Source organism: uncultured Finegoldia sp. (assembly GCF_947252345.1).
In the GTDB taxonomy this organism is placed as follows: domain Bacteria; phylum Bacillota; class Clostridia; order Tissierellales; family Peptoniphilaceae; genus Finegoldia.
In genome coordinates this window covers 1-16,482 of sequence record NZ_CAMXVC010000017.1, presented here as the reverse complement: position 1 = coordinate 16,482, position 16,482 = coordinate 1, and the positions used below count along the sequence as shown (strand labels likewise).

At 36.3% G+C, this 16,482-nt stretch carries 12 protein-coding genes and 1 riboswitch; of the genes, 3 read left to right on the top strand and 9 right to left on the bottom strand.

All coding sequences use genetic code 11. From position 1 onward, the window contains the following. Nucleotides 1–7: 7 nt before the first annotated feature. Nucleotides 8–877: a D-alanyl-D-alanine carboxypeptidase family protein gene (locus Q0X02_RS04655; RefSeq protein ID WP_297812289.1), complete on the bottom strand. Its 870-nt coding sequence runs from the start codon at nt 875–877 to the stop codon at nt 8–10. Between the two features lie 159 nt (nt 878–1,036). On the opposite strand from Q0X02_RS04655, the gene Q0X02_RS04650 reads away from it, so the two are divergent. Continuing rightward, entirely contained in the window at nt 1,037–1,423 is a 387-nt protein-coding gene (locus Q0X02_RS04650) for a hypothetical protein (protein ID WP_297812285.1), read from the top strand. Between the two features lie 43 nt (nt 1,424–1,466). Here Q0X02_RS04650 and Q0X02_RS04645 read toward each other — a convergent pair whose 3' ends face one another. Next, on the bottom strand, nt 1,467–2,636 hold the full coding sequence (locus Q0X02_RS04645; protein ID WP_297812282.1) for a sodium:proton antiporter: 1,170 nt from the start codon (nt 2,634–2,636) through the stop codon (nt 1,467–1,469). Nucleotides 2,637–2,675: 39 nt separating this feature from the next. After that, a riboswitch (Fluoride riboswitch) is annotated at nt 2,676–2,753 on the bottom strand. Continuing rightward, entirely contained in the window at nt 2,749–3,165 is a 417-nt protein-coding gene (locus Q0X02_RS04640; protein WP_297812277.1) for a hypothetical protein, read from the bottom strand. It overlaps the preceding riboswitch by 5 nt. Nucleotides 3,166–3,339: 174 nt before the next feature. Between Q0X02_RS04640 and Q0X02_RS04635 the strand changes: the two genes are divergently transcribed. Continuing rightward, nucleotides 3,340–3,849 carry a hypothetical protein gene (locus Q0X02_RS04635; RefSeq protein WP_297812272.1) on the top strand — a complete coding sequence of 170 codons (510 nt, stop codon included), beginning with the start codon at nt 3,340–3,342 and terminating at the stop codon, nt 3,847–3,849. 15 nt (nt 3,850–3,864) lie between these two features. Here the strand turns inward: Q0X02_RS04635 and Q0X02_RS04630 are convergent, their stop codons facing one another. From Q0X02_RS04630 to Q0X02_RS04615, 4 genes are all read right to left on the bottom strand, one after another. Further along, the gene (locus Q0X02_RS04630; RefSeq protein WP_297812269.1) at nt 3,865–4,449 is read right to left on the bottom strand and encodes a ComF family protein; all 585 of its coding nucleotides are present in this window, start codon (nt 4,447–4,449) and stop codon (nt 3,865–3,867) included. A gap of 55 nt (nt 4,450–4,504) precedes the next feature. Continuing rightward, nucleotides 4,505–6,736 (bottom strand): ATP-dependent RecD-like DNA helicase, encoded by a 2,232-nt coding sequence (locus tag Q0X02_RS04625; protein WP_297812267.1) that lies wholly within the window; start codon nt 6,734–6,736, stop codon nt 4,505–4,507. 63 nt (nt 6,737–6,799) lie between these two features. After that, nucleotides 6,800–8,071: a UDP-N-acetylglucosamine 1-carboxyvinyltransferase gene (gene murA / locus Q0X02_RS04620; protein ID WP_297812264.1), complete on the bottom strand. Its 1,272-nt coding sequence runs from the start codon at nt 8,069–8,071 to the stop codon at nt 6,800–6,802. Nucleotides 8,072–8,302: 231 nt separating this feature from the next. Continuing rightward, complete coding sequence (locus Q0X02_RS04615) at nt 8,303–14,011, bottom strand: cell wall-binding repeat-containing protein (RefSeq protein ID WP_297812261.1); 5,709 nt, start codon at nt 14,009–14,011, stop codon at nt 8,303–8,305. 156 nt (nt 14,012–14,167) lie between these two features. Between Q0X02_RS04615 and Q0X02_RS04610 the strand changes: the two genes are divergently transcribed. Beyond that, nucleotides 14,168–14,716: an ECF transporter S component gene (locus tag Q0X02_RS04610; RefSeq protein ID WP_297812256.1), complete on the top strand. Its 549-nt coding sequence runs from the start codon at nt 14,168–14,170 to the stop codon at nt 14,714–14,716. Nucleotides 14,717–14,776: 60 nt separating this feature from the next. Here the strand turns inward: Q0X02_RS04610 and sdaAA are convergent, their stop codons facing one another. Both sdaAA and sdaAB read right to left on the bottom strand, forming a co-directional pair. Next, complete coding sequence (sdaAA, locus tag Q0X02_RS04605) at nt 14,777–15,676, bottom strand: L-serine ammonia-lyase, iron-sulfur-dependent, subunit alpha (RefSeq protein WP_297812253.1); 900 nt, start codon at nt 15,674–15,676, stop codon at nt 14,777–14,779. Between the two features lie 9 nt (nt 15,677–15,685). Beyond that, nucleotides 15,686–16,348, bottom strand: coding sequence for an L-serine ammonia-lyase, iron-sulfur-dependent subunit beta (gene sdaAB, locus Q0X02_RS04600; RefSeq protein WP_297812250.1), 663 nt, complete (start codon nt 16,346–16,348; stop codon nt 15,686–15,688). Nucleotides 16,349–16,482 lie beyond the last annotated feature (134 nt).

Genomic DNA, 16,482 nt, shown 5'->3' with positions numbered 1-16,482 from the left:
AATCTCCTTATAAATTTTGCAAAATTTCCAATGTATCTTGTATCTGTCCATCTCCGGGATTTCTTATGTCATCAAAAGGAACGCCCATTACAACGACGATGTATTTTTTGTTGTTTTTAATCGCCAAAGTCGCCCAGCAAAGTCCAGCTTTTTCGGTCGTGCCACTTTTGCCACCAATAATTTTGAAGCCATCTTGCTCGTAATCTTTCAATCTTCCAAGAACTGTACTTTCGATTTCAATTCCTTTTGGATGATCCAAAGTTTTAGTGGAAGTGTACTTATCTGTCGTGAAAATCTTGTAGAATTTTTCATTCTTCAACGAATTTTTCAACAAAATCGCCATGTCTTTTGCACTCGAATAATGATCATCCTCATCCATTCCCTCAGAATTTTTGAAATTCGTATTATTCAATCCCATATTCTTTGCATTTTCATTCATCAAATCCACAAATTTTCCCTTGGAACCAGCTACATTAATAGCCAAACTATCCGCACATTCTCCAGCTGACGCAAGCATTGTTCCATACAACAAATCCTCAAAAGTAGTGGGCTCATTACCATAAAAACCTGCCATTGAAGCGTTTTGTTTTACAAGTTTTTGGTAGCTTTTCTTATCTATCGGAGCTTTTTTGTCGAAATCGTCGATGTTCTCAACCGCTGTTAATACCGTCATCATCTTGGTCAATGAAGCAGGATATACTTTCTTGTCTGGATTTTTGGAGAAAATTTCCTTCTCATCATCGATTGAGTAAACGTAAATACAATCAGATTTTAAATTTAATTTGTCGAATTTATTTTTGTTGATTATTTTAGATGCACAGACAACGCATAAAATCATCAGCAAAAAAATCCCTGCTCCTGCCAATTTCTTCCTCATAAATCACCCCGTATGTTTAATTAGATTATACCACTAATTTTTACAAATAAATCTCATTTGACAAATCTTAACATTTTTATGTTGACATTATTTTTTATTTTGATATGATTTAATCAAATAAATGATTTAGTGAATTAATTATATATCGGAGGTGTTTTAATGAAAAAAATAATGATATTCGTATTGATAATTTGCCTATTAATATATTTCTTTTACTTCATTCATACAACTAAAAAAGAAGAAAATATAGTACAGTTGGGAGTAGAATGTGAGATAATAGACGTTAATAGAACCGACAAAATACTTACAATTATAGGCGCTGAAGGCGGCAGGAAAATTATTCAACAAGAGTCAAAAATTGACTGCAAACATTTAGAAAAAGATGGCAAAATAGTAGAATTTAATTCATCAAATCAGCCAAAGATTATAAAATTTGATGATTTAAAACAATCTGACAGGATTAAAATAAATGTAGATGAAAAAGAACTAAAGAATGATAATAAATTTTTGAAAATAAAACAAATCGAATTGTTAAACAAAAACTAGAATAAATTGGCTACAAACGCCAATTATTCTAGTTTTTTAATTTTTATTTTGTTAACAATTTCTTATACAAATTATCCACCATTATCGCTCCAAATGGTGCAGTAATCAAGATAGAAATAACCGCTACAGTCAATGCCATATCCCCTACTTTCAATCCCATCGACAACGGAATTGCACCGATGGCTGCTTGCACAGTTGCCTTTGGAGTGTAGGCTACCATACAAAACAGTCTTTCTTTTGGAGTTAGTTTTGTTTTCAAAATGGATGCGTACACACCAACCATTCTAATAAACAAGGCGCAAATCACCAACACAACAACCATAATTCCAGAATTTATCGCATATTTTACATTTACAGTCGCTCCGACTAAGACGAACAAGAATATTTCTGCGCCAACCCACAATTTGTTGTATTTTTCTGATAATCTTTCTGCCAAATCTTCGTAAATCTTCTTCATAACCATGGACAACGTCATTATCGCGATGAGTCCCGAAAATGGAACGGGTGATATTTTTTCCAATTCCAACAGCAAAAATGACACACTCAGAATTATCAACACTTTCACAGTGTCACGCATATGAAATTTTCTGAAAAATTTCACAAACACAATCCCAATTCCAACTCCTACTACTATTCCGACCAAAATCGAAATAGGAACCGAAAAGAATTTTAGCACATTTATGTTTCCTGTCTTGGCCAATGCCACCAACGACGTGAACACAACTATGCAGAAAACATCGTCGCAGCTACTTCCCGCCAAGATAAGTTGCGGGATTTTGTGTTCATCTCCGTAGCCTTCCTCAATTAGTCGTATCATTCGTGGAACGACAACTGCTGGAGACACCGCAGCGATTATCGAGCCGATTATAAACGCGTCCAACACATCCACCTTCAGAAAAATCGGAGCTAAGAGTCCCACAGCGCACATTTCAAAAACCGCCGGCACGAAACACATTAACACCGCTGGTCGTCCGATTTTTTTCAAATCGTCGATGTCAAGTGACAGCCCCGCACGAGTCAAGATTATTACCAATGCAATTGTTCTTAGTTCAGATGAAATATCCAGAATTTTTTTGTCAATCAAATTAAACGCAAATGGCCCAAGCGTTATTCCCACGATTAGAAATGCCAATATCGGTGGCAAATTTATTTTTTTGAAAATTTTCCCCAAAATCAGCGACAAAATAATAATAAATGCTATACTTTTTAACATAATTCCTCCTTTTGAAAATAAAAAAGCTGATGAAATCTGCGTAAAACAGAAGTCATCAGCAAAATCTTTGCGTTTTAGTTAAATTTAACAAGGGAGCACTTCATTCCCCAATCTATTTCCATGAAAGTTCAAACTTACCACTAGCTTTGTTGTAGCTAAAAACAAGTCGATATTTCTCAGATTCGTTCAGATAATCAGAAGAAAATCCGTTCATCTTGTTCAACTCGAACACTTTGTTTCCCAAAGAATCAATCAGGCTAACTGTCACGTTGCCACTGTCTAATTCGCTGTTCAAGTTAAAATCGTAGAATCCACTTTTTTTAATTCTGAACACCTTAGTCGCTTTTCCGCTGGTTTTTTTCAAACTTGCGTGAATATTGTCTTCAAAAATCCCCTGAGTTTGATAAAACCACATAGCTGACATACTCCTAAAATATCCAACTCCATTCATATACATAAAGTATCCCACTGCAACAATTGCAATTATCGAAAAAATAATCAATGAGCTCGGCTCACCGGGTAAATCCATAATATTTTCCTCCATTAAATAAAATTTTCATTAAATAATATACCACAATAAATCAATTTTTACAATGATATTTTAAATCATTTTGCAAATTTAAAACTCCAATTCACATAAATTTACACGAATTTACTTGTAAAATACACCAAAATACGATATATTTAACGTACGGAGGTTTATATGAGAATTAAATTAACAAAAACAAAATTCACAATTCTTTTTATTCTTACGTTTTTGGTGGAATCCCTGGCAATATATTTCACGAGAAAAATTTCGGGAATAACGAGAGTTTTTACAATATTATCGTTCACTTTTTTGATTGTCACAGCGATTTTGTTAGCAATTTTCATTTTAGTCGTGCTCAAGAATATGATTCTCGACAGACAAATCGCACGAGAAATCAAGTTTTTTATGGCAAGTTACGAAAAAGATGGAAATTTGGATAAACTTTTCCAAAATTTCAAAAAAATCAAGGATAAACCCAAAACAGACTACTCAAAAAGCCTGTACTACTTTAACTTGGCGATAGCTTACGTTGAAGACCATCAGTTTCAAAAGGCGAGGGAAGTTTTGAACAAGTCGACTTTGCAACAATATAATCCTTCTTTTAACGAGATTTTTAAAACGCTGTTGGAAGATATAGACTATCACGAAAAGAAGTTTAACGAGAAAAACACATCGGGAAATTAATCCTGATGTGTTTTTTTATAAATCAAATACACTGTCGCACATTTTGTATTTTTCGTTCGCCCTGCTTGCCACTGCTATGAATTTCAAGTCGAGATATTTCCCGTTCAACGTCCTCTTGATTTCACATAAAGTGTTCTTGGTCGTGACGATATCGTCGACGACTAGGATTTTTTTGTCCGACAAATCAGTCTCGATTGCAAATGCCCCTTTTAGATTTTGATATCTTTGCATTTGTGACAGGTTGTGCTGTATTTTGGTTTCTCTTGTTTTTTTTATCGCACCTTCGAGATAGTCCATATTATTTTGTTCGCTGATTTCTCGTGCGATTTCGTGAACGTGGTCGAATCCTCTGTTTGCAATCGTCTTTCGTGTAGATGGAACTATGACAAGCGTGTAGTCAGAGAGGTTTTTTTCTTTTATTTTGTCGATTAAAATATCGCTCAGGACGTATTTTATAACTTCTTTTTTGTTGAGCTTGTAATCGTAAATCAATTTCTTCGCCAATTTCTGATACATCAACGAAAAATAACATTCAGAATCGTCAATGTCACGGTAGCCGTCGACGAACACGAGTTTGTCTAGGCAATCCTCGCACAGCATATACTCGTATTGTGCGTTGACGTGACAATTGATGCAGCGTTTTTGAAATAAAAAACTAAAATTCCTCATCTTCGAACATCTCTCTCATCATATCTTGCTCACTCGAATCTACATGAACATTCATATATTCCCTGATTCTCTTGTCCAACCCCGAATTTCTTTTCATTATTTTGTTGTTTGAAATCATCTGCCTTAAAATTTTCAAGCTTCCGACCAAAACGACAATCTCCTTCGCCCTTGTTATCGCTGTGTACAAGAGATTTCTCGTCAACAACATAAATGGAGCCTGTGTCACCGGAATTACAACGATTGGAAACTCGCTTCCCTGTGATTTGTGAATCGTAATCGCATAAGACAGCGTCAATCCGTCACATTCTTTTTTCGTAAAACTCGCTGTTTTGTCGTCAAACAGCACATCAATCGACTCGTCAATCGGGTCTACATAAGTGATTCTGCCGATATCTCCATTGAATACTCCCGTCGAGTCATCATCAATAAATTCCTTCGAGTAGTCATTCTTTATCTGCATAACCTTGTCGTTGAGCCTGAAAATCCTGTCCGCCTGCTCAATTTCATCCGTCGCTGGTGTCTGGGGATTTAAAACTTCCTGCAGCGCCGTGTTCAATTCCTTTGTTCCACAGCTCGATTTTTTCATCGGCGTCAAAACGATAATATCGTCAAACTCATCTTTTTTGTAGAAATTGGGAAGCCTTTGGGCGCACAAATCCAAAATGGTTTTTTTTACATTTTCGGGATTGTCCTCCTCGATGAAGAAAAAATCCTTGTTTTTCTCGTTCAAGATAGGAAATTCCCCGTTGTTAATCCTGTGCGCATTGACGATTATGTTCGAGTTTTGTGCTTGGCGGAAAATCTTCTTCAACTTAATAGTCACAATATTTCCCGATTCAATCAAATCATTCAACACATTTCCCGCCTGAACGCTCGGAAGTTGGTCACAATCTCCTACGAACACAACTCTTGTCGTAGAATCCAGCGCGCGAAACAGACTGTCTGCGATGAAAATATCCATCATACTCGCCTCATCGATGATAATCAAATCGCAGTCAATTGGATTGTCCTCGTCGTGCTCAAAAACCATCCCGTCATTCACAGGTATGTAGCCTAGAATTCTGTGAATAGTCTTCGCTTCTTCGTTGCAACTTTCGGACAACCTCTTCGCAGCACGACCCGTCGGAGCCGCCAAGATAATCTCCTTGTCATTTTTCTTAAAAATTTTCGTAATATTGTTGATTATTGTCGTCTTACCAGTACCTGGCCCACCAGTTATTATCAGCATTTTTTCCGTCATCGATTTTTTTATCGCTTCTAGTTGCAACTCATCCAGCCCAGAATTTTTCAAGTTCGACAATTCACCCTCCACGTCAAACTCATCTTCGATCTCCGTCTTCAAAATATTGGAAATGTTGAGTGCGCATCTCATCTCCGATTTCTCGATTTTCGGAAGGTACACACGCTTTTCATCGTCGGTGTGGTCAATGGCGATAACTCCATTCACAACCAACATCTCCAAAGTGTCCGATTTGTTTTCAAACTCAATATTCAACAGCTTTTCAATTCCATTTATCAAATCATCTTCCAGAACATAACAATTGCCGTTGGAATTTGCCTCCATCTCCATATAATATTTGAATGCAGCTTTGATTCTAAATGGAGAATCCGGTGCGATATCAATCCTCTGAGCGATGATATCCGCCGTCTTAAAACCAATCCCTCTGATGTCATCAATCAAAACGTAAGGATTTTGTGTGATGATTTTCTTCGTGTCCTCCTTGTAATAATCGGAAATAATATTCGACTGATGAAGACTTAATCCCAACGACTGCAAATACAAAAAAATCTCCGCATAATCCTTCTTCTCATCGAGTGATTCTTTGATTTTCTTGTAATTTTTCTTGCCGATTCCCTTGACCTCCGTCAACTTAGATGGACTGTTTTTCAAAATATCCATCGTGTCCTCGCCAAACTTATCGACGATATTTCTCGCAGTTGTCTCTCCAATTCCCTTAATCAAACCGCTTTTAAGGTAGTTGAAAATATTGTACAGACTCGGCTTATTTGACCTTTCAACTGTTACGATATTGTATTGCTCGCCGTATTTTCTGTCCAGAACCTTATTCGCTTCGATATCGAGAAAATCTCCTGGCATAATTTTAAAACTATTGCCCTTTACGATAATATCCTCGCCATCCTTGTCACACGAAAAAATCCTGAAACCGTTGGAGTCATTTTCGAAAATAATATGTTTCACCGTCGCACTAAACTTCATACACTCACCTACAAAAAAGAGGGTTGTTCAATAAAATAACAATCCCTCACCATATCAATTTTATTACTCGTCTATTTCAATTCGCTCTATATTTGCTCCCAAATTCTTAAACTTATGCACTATATCATCGTAACCACGATCGATGTGATGAATATCAGTCACAATTGTATCACCATCTGCAACAAGCCCCGCCAAGATAAGAGCAGCACCCGCTCTCAAATCAGTAGAGCGCACAGTCGCACCGTGAAGGCAGTCCACTCCTGCAATGCTGGCTTCATTTCCCTCAGTCGCAATAGCAGCTCCCATTTTCTGAAGTTGCTCGACGTGCATAAATCTATTTTCAAAAACAGTCTCCTCGACACTGCTTTGTCCCTCGCACACAGTCATCAAAGCCATAAATTGTGCCTGAACATCCGTAGGAAATCCAGGATACGGAAGCGTCTTAATCTTCGTTCCCTTGAGCCTACTCGTCGCGATAACTCTGATAGAATCCTCATCTTCATTTTCAATCACAGTACAGCCAACCTCTCTCAACTTCGCAATAATCGGCATAATATGGGAAGAAATACAATTTCTAACTGTGACATCTCCCTTTGTAATAGCGCTCGCAACCATAAAAGTCGCAGCCTCAATCCTATCCGGAATAATCGTGTGCTTCGCACCGTGTAATTTGTCAACGCCGACAATTCTAATTGTAGAAGTACCAGCGCCACGAACCTTTGCTCCCAATTTATTCAAAAAACTTGCCAAATCAACGATTTCTGGTTCCTTCGCAGCATTCTCGATAACAGTTTCGCCCTTTGCCATCGTAGCCGCCATCATAATATTTTGAGTAGCACCAACACTAGGAAAATCCAAATAAATTTCCCCACCGACCAAACCATTTTCAGCCTTCGCCTCAATCTTTTCGTCAGTAGATACAATCTCCGCTCCCAACGCCTTGAAGCCTTTCAAATGCAAATCAACAGGCCTCGACCCAATAGCACAACCTCCTGGCAAATAAGTCTTCGTTTGACCAAGTCTCGTCAACAAAGGACCCATCACCAAAAAAGACGCCCTCATCTTGTTCATCAATTCATGTGGCGTTACAAAATTGTTAACATTGCTACTATCTATCTCAACCTTATTCTTGTCCAAATAAGTTACCTTTGAACCCAATTTTTCTAAAACTTTTAATATAATAGAAACATCCTTCAACTTAGGAACATCTTCCAAAATAATCGGCTCAGTTCCCAAAATAGAAGCAGCTATAATAGGAAGTGCTGAATTTTTGGCACCATCAATCTTGACCTCGCCCTTTAAATTTAAACTTTTTTTTACCTTTATAACTTCCAAAATAACCTCCATCAGTCATTCTTAATTTATGCTCATATATAAAATATTATAACATATTCGCACACCATTGCCTAATTGCGTGAGCAATTTGCCGAATTTAAAAAAATTTTTTTAAAATTTTCGAGTTGCTCAATTTTGACCGGCAAAATTTTGTGTGTTGTTTTAATTTTTCAACCCGTGAACAAACAAAAGCTCTCTTGAAAATCAAGAAAGCTTTGTGTGTGATATTTTTTAATTATTTTTAGATACTACTATCGAACCGGTTTTTTCATAAACTATAGTGTATTCAGGATTTTCTCCAATTTGATTTACTCTCAGTAATGTTTGAAGATTTCTGTAATCTGTATAGTCTTTGTCTCCTGGAAGATTGATAATTTTTCCGTCTTTTTTGCAAATTATTTTAACAGGTCGGTAATCTTTAATAGATTCCGGATAAATTCCTGCTGCACATTCTTCAAAGAAACTGTATGATTTTTTTGTTGTAGATTCTTTAATTTTTTTGCCGTCTTCATCGACATAATTTATCTTCAATGTAGTTTCTTGTTTATCTAAGTCGAATTTTCCTGAATCTGTTTTACCACTTGCTGGAATTTTAACTGAAACTGTGACATTATCATCGTATTTTTTGCCATCTACTGCAACTTTGTATGTGAATGTGTGGTCGCCAATCAAAGTATTAGGTCCAATTATTTCCATAGTTTGATAATTGCCATCGCCATCAATCCCAATCAATGCAGGGACTACCATCTTAAATGCCGCAGCTCCTAATGAAGGTTGGTTTACGATGTACCATTCAACTCCTCGTTCGTCTGTGATTTTTATTCTTGTTTTCTTCGCTTCTAAATTAGTTCCGTAAACATGAGTAAATGTCTTCTTGGATTCTTGAATTTTCGGCGTCACTCCGTAAGTTATATCTGGAACTTTTCCAGCTTCTGTAGATGTTGCTCCATAAGTTTGAATTTTCATAAATGATAACGTAGAAGCATTTACATCTCCTCCGTTTGCGACCAAAGAAATCACGATTGAATTTGCTCTGGATTTTGGATTATTTCCAGGTAATTTTTCGAATTTTCCGTATTTCCCTTGTTTGTACAAAATTTCGTACGATACAGTTCTATTAGTTTCGTTTTCTGGAAGTTCGAATGTTATAGTTTGTTCATCGCCAGCCCCAAAAATTGTTCCTTTAACTTCTGGCTGTTTCCCTTCTTGTGAAAGTTTTGTTTGCATTACAGCTTTTGCTTTTGCATCCCTTGACAAATTCATTCCATTCACTTTGATAGTGACCGTTCTGTTTTTGTTGGTGATGACCTTGTCGCCTTGGATTGTAGCTTGGCGGACGATTGGCTCTCCAATATTGATAATATTGTCAACAACTCTGTTCAAGTTTTCAGTGCCTTTTTTCCTAAATACACCTTGATTTATTTTTATTGTGGCTGTTTTAGTGCCAAGACTTTGTACATCCAACGGTTGTTGAAGAATTACAGTGAATTTCTTATCTGCCACCTCAACGCTATCTAATTTGCCCAAGTCATCAAATTTTCCATCGGCATTTTTGTCAATACTTATCCCTGCTTTAATGCTTCCATCAAATATTTCTTCGATTTCTTCATTAAAACCAACTTCGATTATTTTTCCGTCTTTTGACGCGTTAACATAACTTGGAAGTATTGCCTCATAGTTAGCTTTATCCCCTTTGTGTTTTACTCTGAAGAACGCTTTTTTTGATTTTGAATGGTCTTTTTTATCTCTGACTACAACTTTGAACGCATTTTCTTCACTGCCTTTTTCTACGGTTGGATTATCTGCGACAATTTGCACAAATTTACCTGACTTTTCAAATGTTGACCTTAGATTTTCTTTAACAAATTTTCCATCTTGAAGTCTGTAAAATAAAACATCCAAATTATCGGGATTTACATTTTCGCCGATTATATTAGCTCTTAGCTTTTCTGATTTTTTTAGTATTGGCGTAAGAACATTGATTTTTTCGATAGTTGTTTTTGTGTTTTCAGCCGCATTTTGTTTTAATTCTACTGAATCACTGAAGAATTTTGTGTGCGAGCCAGTTGAAGTTGCATAAACTGTGTAAGTTTTTTCTGTAGATTCGTCATTTTTAGGTGCTTCAAATTCCAAAGTTCTGCTTCCACCTTTCCCCCTAACTGCAACTTGTGGGAAAATTTCGTTTCTTTTAGCATCAATCAATCTGACTACGAATTTATCGTCGGAAACATTTTTAAAATTACCCATAACTTTTAGAACAACTTTTCCACCTGCAGCATCTAGTTTTTCTGATTTTCCTGGAGTTTCTAGTGATAACTCAAATATTCCTTCAGGAATTTGTTCTTCTGTATCCGATTTTTCCTGTGTTATTTTTACAGTTACTTTTGCAAAATCAGTTTTAGAGCCTGTTGATGACAAATAAACCGTGTATTCTTTTTCTTTTGTTGTTGTATTTTTAGGAATTTCAAACGAAACAGTTCTCATAGTATTGTTTACATCACCTGAAACATCTACCTTAGGGAATGTTTCATTACCATTGTTGTCGACAAGTTTTACGACAAATTTATCATTTGTAATTCCACTCAAACTACCCATTACTTGAACTTTCGCAGTAGAAGAATCCTTTGATACTTTGTCCGAAGTTTGTAATATGAGTCCTTGAATATTTTCCACTGCAACTTTTTTATCTTTTGTTGAGACATTCAAAGTACAGTCGCTTTCTGGCATTGTGAATTGATAAGAATCTCCTTTTTGTTTGAAGTTGACTTTCATTGAAACTCCTTGTTCATTCGATCCACTTGCATAAAACATCGATATTTCTTTTCCAGACTTTGCCTTTACTACAACAACGTCGCCTTTTTTAGCTTGTGATTTTTCTTCGCCATTTACTGTTATTACAACGTCCTGATTGCTCGAATTAATCTTGAAAGTTTTTTCAACTTCTGGTGTTCCCGAAGATTTATCTTGTTTTAGCTTAAAATCTGCTTTTTTGAAATTTTCCTTCTTTCCGGTTGATGAAGCAAATATTTCGTATGTTTTTTCCTTATCAGTTGTATTTTCTGGAAGCTTGATATTTATAATTCTGACAGCTCTTGATTGCTTACCAGTAACTTCAATTTCAGGATAACTTTCTTTTCCATCTTCATCGACCAATTTTACTATAAATTTGCCACTAGGAATATTGTTGATTATACCACCAACCCTTATCTTAGCAATAGCATCCTTTGCAGCTAACTTTTCATCACTTAAATTTTGAATCATCGATATTTTTTCTTCTTCAGGTGATGGTTTAGTTTGTTGTAAGTCAGAAACTTCAATCTTGTACTCATAAACAGGTTCTGTCAATGAATTACTTTCAAACGAATAATTCAATCTGATAACATCCAAGTCTTCTTTCTTAATATTTTCAGGAATAGTTAGTATTATTTTATTGTTTTCTGTAACTTCTGCCTTGATTGCTTTATTATCTGCTTTGATTGACTTGAACTTTTTGAAAACTTTGTTTAAATTTTTGAAGGGATTGTCAAATTCTACTTTGTTGTCGACAATTTTGAGCCCTTTAATGCTTGTAGACAACTTATTGGCTTCAGCAGAAAATATTTTTTCATTGTTTAGTGCTTCTAAATCATTAATCCAAGTTTCTCCTACTTTGACATCTGTCAAATCTTTGAGTTCCTTTAAAACTTTTATGTCTGTTATTCCCGTAGAATGAATGTCCAATTGGCTCAATTTTGACATATTTTTGATAGGAGACAAATCTTTAAACTGATTATTTCCAATATTTAAATACAAGATATCCTTCAACTCTTTTAGTGCGTCTAATGATTTAAAAGTATTGCTAGACAAATCTAAGTCTGTTATTTTCTTAGAATTTGAAAGCGAACTAATATCAGAAATAAAGTTGTGACCCAAATAGAGTTCTGTTAAGTTTGTCAATTTTGAAAAATCAATATTGTCAATTCTGTTATTTTTCAAATCCAATGATTCCAATTTTGTTAGCTCAGAAATTGAAGATACATCTTTTATGAGATTTTCTTCTAAATTCAAATACTTTAATTCTTTGTTGTTTTTTAGTGAGGATATGTTTTCGATTTTGTTTGCATTTGCCATCAACCAATTTAGTTTTTTGTAATTTCCAATTACAGTGGTGTCAGATATTTCGTTGTTCCTAATGTCCAAATTTTCAACCTGAACTAAATCTTTTAATGACGAAATATCCTTGATTTTGTTGACAGAAATATCCAAATTTTTTAAATTTTTTAAATTGTTCAAATCAGCTACATTTTCTATTTGATTGTGAGAAATGTATAACTTTTCCAATCCTGTCAAGTCTTTTAATGGACTTACATCTTTTATTGCATTGTGTGACAATCTCAATAATTTTAATTTTTTGAGTTTTTTTAATGGCGTAATATCTTGGAATGACTTTGATGAATCATCTGGATTTCCACTGAGTGTGAGTGTTTCCAAGTTTGTAGCCGTTTCCAATCCTTTGATGCTTCCAAATTCTAGTACATCGAAGTTGTCATCCACTCCTCTATGTGCAAAAGATTGAAGTTGTTCCATATCTTTTACTGTCAAATCTGTTGCGTTTTTGTCTATTCGGTAGTTCTTATCCAACAACTTGAAGTCGTATTCTTGCATATCATTGTCAAACACGTCTTTGCCATCGTAATTTTTAAATAGGTTAAGAAGTTTTGCTTTTAGTTTTGCATCGCCAAACTCAACAATTTTGTCCTCCGGTTTTGTTTCGCCAGGTTTTTCCTCCGGTTTTGTTTCACCTGGCTTGTCTTCTGGCTTTGTTTCGCCAGGTTTTTCCTCTGGCTTTGTTTCACCCGGCTTGTCTTCTGGCTTTGTTTCGCCAGGTTTTTCCTCTGGCTTTGTTTCACCCGGCTTGTCTTCTGGCTTTGTTTCGCCAGGTTTTTCTTCTGGTTTGCTTGGTGTGCTTGGAACTGTTGGTGCACTTGGCGTTATAGTTGGTTTGTCTTGTGGTTTTGTTTCTTCTTTCTTATCTTCTGTTTTATCTTTTTCTATTTGTCCAACTATTTTTCCGACTTGTTCTGCTGCTACGGATTGTTCTCCACCAACTACTGTGATTTGTTTTGTGTTGTTTTCTTTTACTATTTTTCTGATAAAATCTGTGCGATTTGGCTCTGTTAATAGAATTGGCTCGTCGTTTTTGTGTGCCAATGGACTTACAGATAATGCATCAGGATAGTTTCTTCCATCTGCTAAGATAAATTTGTTCAAGTTTCCATATTCCTTGGCTATTAGCAATGCCGTTTCGTATCGGTCAGCTCCTGCTATTCTTTTTGTGTTTTCCAATCCTTTGATGTTTACAGAGTTTCTTCCTCCTATGATTAGCGCGACTTTATCTTTTGTTATTTCTTGTGGGAGATTGTGTCCGTCCGTAAGTATTATCGGCAAATTTTCTTTTGTCGCTAGTGGCGTTGAACACAGACAGTCTGCGAAGTTTAATCCGCTGGCTATGATTACTTTTGAATTAGGGTCTATTTTTTTCATAACTTCTACCGATGTTTGGTATCTGTCATTTCCCGATATTCTTGTTGCATTTTCTAGTTCTTTTATGTTTACTGATTCTTTGCCGCCGACTACAATTATTTTTTCTGGGTTTAGTCTTTTTATTTCATTTTTGATTGATTGTGGCAATTTTTCTTTTTGAGTTAGCAATACTGGTGCGTTTTCTTTGTTTGCCAAGCTTCCTGCGACTAAACTGTCTGCGAAGTTTTCTCCGTTTGCTATTACAACCGTTTTTGCTGTGTTCGGAAATGTTTGTCGGCTTATTTGCGCCGATGTTTCGTATCGATTATTTCCATTGATTCTTTCGGTTGTTATTTTATTTTGTTCTTGTGCGATTGTCGGTGTGACGCTTGTCATTACCATACTCGCCGTGAGAAGAACTCCTAATATTTTTTTCATTTTTGGCATACCTCCTATTTTCATACGTATTTTATTATAATAAATTTGTTACCAAAGTTGTAGGATTTATTTATTGATATTTTTTATAAATCGTCGCGTTTTTTAAATCTCTGTGAAAAATGGTATAATTAAATAAAATTTAGTCAGGAGGAAAAAATGAAATTAACTACTAAAGATTTGACAAAGATTGGAGTTTTCGGTGCGTTGACGATTGTCCTCGGACTTACTCCTCTTGGAATGATTCCTATTGGCCCGGTTAGAATCACTACTTTACATATTCCGACGATTATTGCGGCTTTGGTTTGCGGTCCTTGGGTGAGTTTGTTCGTTGGTTTGTTGTTCGGTTTGTTTTCGTTGATTAATAATATTATTTCGCCGACAATTCTTTCGTTTATGTTTTACAATCCGTTGGTGTCAATTCTTCCGAGGGTTTTGATAGCTGTCGTGACTTATCAAGTTTACAATAAGTTGAAAACAAAAAACGATGTTATTCGCTACGGCGTTCCAGCAATCTTGGGAAGTGTTATGAACACGGTTGGCGTTTTGGGAATGGCCTATGTTTTTCATTCAAAACAAATCGAGGAGGTCATTCACATCAAGGCTCAGTATTTTTTAGGCGGGCTTGTGGCGACGAATATGCCTTTTGAAATCGCATTGTCGTTTGTGTTGGCGATTTTGATTGCTAAGAGCGTGAACAAAAAATAATTTTTTAAATTTATTTGCAATAAAAAATCCACAAGATTTTAAAATCCTGTGGATAATTTTTTATTCGTATTGGTCGTTGTTCATATTGCATGAGCCCAGAAATCTTCTTCTGATTTCTTGTCCTGTTTTAGTTCCTGCAACGCCGCCTAATCCTGTTTCTCTCAATGAAGGTGGGAGAGTTTTGCCGACTTTTCTCATCGATTGGCAAACTTCTTCAAACGGAACTATGCTTGTCACGCCTGCAAGTGCCATATCCGCACTTATCATAGCGTTAGTCACTCCCATTGCGTTTCTAAATGTGCAAGGGTATTCTACAAGTCCTGCGATTGGGTCGCACACAAGTCCAAGCACATGCAAGATTGCGAATGAACCCGCGTGAAAAATTTGCTCCACGCTTCCTCCTCGCAAGAAGACCATCGCTCCTGCTGCCATCGCTGCTGCTGAGCCTGTCTCTGCTTGGCAACCTCCGTCTGCTCCCGAAAATGTCGCATATTTTCCGAGCAATTGTCCCACTCCAACGGCTGTAAGCATCGCATCTACAAGTTGTTTTCTCGACAAGTTGTATCTTTTTTTGAAACTCATAAGAGCCGCTGGAAGTATTCCCGCTGAACCTGCGGTAGGGCTCGCCACGATTTTTCCCATCGCCGCACTGATTTCCAATGTTGAAAAAGCCATCGCCATCGCTTCTGCGTTAAATTCTCCCACGATTGAATCGCCTTTTTGTGCGTACTTGTGCATTTTGTATGCAAATCCGTCTATCATATGCTGATTAGTCACTGAAGGTGCTTCCAAGAAATCCGTCGCAGATTTTTCCATCACATCTAGCATATGACTGAGTTCACTTCTGATAAATTCTTCGGTTTTTCCCGTTCTTTTGTTTTCTATTTCAACAACGTATTCATAAAAATCTCGATTGTCTTTTTTGCAAGTGTTAATTATTTCTAATGATGTGTCAAACATAAACTCTCCTTAATTTCGCTGAATATATTTTGTGAACAAAAATCTTTTGTCCTTAAGCAGATTTTCAGACAAATCTTCACCGATGTTTTTATCCAACTCGACAATCAAAGTTACAATTCCGTCGTGATTCAAAGTTTTCATTCCTTCAATGTTGTAGCCTCTGTGAGCAAGTTCTGTTGAGATGAATGAAATTATTCCTCTGACATCGACGTATTTCAACAAAATAGTCGGATAGCTTCCAGTAAATTGAACAGCTATTCCGTTTATATCTATAATTTCGATATTTCCGCCACCTATTGATGAACCGATTATATACATAGTTCTTCCATCCTCGTATGTAAAAGTGATTTTTGCGGTATTTGGATGAACATCCCCCAAGTCAGCTTCTCTAAAAACATAATCAAGCCCACGTTCTTTTGCAATCTCGAATGAATTTCTAAGTCTAATATCGTCAGGCTCAATTCCCAAAACCCCTGCCAACAACGCTCTGTCAGTTCCGTGGCCTTTGTAGGTCTTTGCGAACGAACCGTGAAGGTCGAACTCGACTTTCTTGAATTTATTTCCAGCAATCATAAGGGCAGTCTTGGCAATTCTGCAAGCTCCTGCCGTGTGAGAGCTAGAAGGTCCAATCATCACAGGCCCCAAAATATCGAAAATGTTATATTCTCCCATAAAAACCCCCTAAGTAATTTCCGTAACAATTATATCACATCAAATTCACTGTATAAAGAAAATCAGGAAAATTTTCCCGCAAAAACCTGCTAACAAAAGTCAAGCATAACCTGAAATTAATTTCAGGTTATTTG

Bases quoted from the DNA above. Each gene is read 5' to 3' on its own strand.
- Q0X02_RS04635 (WP_297812272.1), top strand. From the start codon at position 3,340: ATGAGAATTAAATTAACAAAAACAAAATTCACAATTCTTTTTATTCTT.
- Q0X02_RS04630 (WP_297812269.1), bottom strand. From the start codon at position 4,449: ATGCTGTGCGAGGATTGCCTAGACAAACTCGTGTTCGTCGACGGCTAC.
- Q0X02_RS04645 (WP_297812282.1), bottom strand. From the start codon at position 2,636: ATGTTAAAAAGTATAGCATTTATTATTATTTTGTCGCTGATTTTGGGG.
- Q0X02_RS04625 (WP_297812267.1), bottom strand. From the start codon at position 6,736: ATGAAGTTTAGTGCGACGGTGAAACATATTATTTTCGAAAATGACTCC.
- Q0X02_RS04610 (WP_297812256.1), top strand. From the start codon at position 14,168: ATGAAATTAACTACTAAAGATTTGACAAAGATTGGAGTTTTCGGTGCG.
- Q0X02_RS04650 (WP_297812285.1), top strand. From the start codon at position 1,037: ATGAAAAAAATAATGATATTCGTATTGATAATTTGCCTATTAATATAT.
- Q0X02_RS04655 (WP_297812289.1), bottom strand. From the start codon at position 877: ATGAGGAAGAAATTGGCAGGAGCAGGGATTTTTTTGCTGATGATTTTA.
- sdaAA (WP_297812253.1), bottom strand. From the start codon at position 15,676: ATGTTTGACACATCATTAGAAATAATTAACACTTGCAAAAAAGACAAT.
- sdaAB (WP_297812250.1), bottom strand. From the start codon at position 16,348: ATGGGAGAATATAACATTTTCGATATTTTGGGGCCTGTGATGATTGGA.
- Q0X02_RS04640 (WP_297812277.1), bottom strand. From the start codon at position 3,165: ATGGATTTACCCGGTGAGCCGAGCTCATTGATTATTTTTTCGATAATT.
- Q0X02_RS04615 (WP_297812261.1), bottom strand. From the start codon at position 14,011: ATGAAAAAAATATTAGGAGTTCTTCTCACGGCGAGTATGGTAATGACA.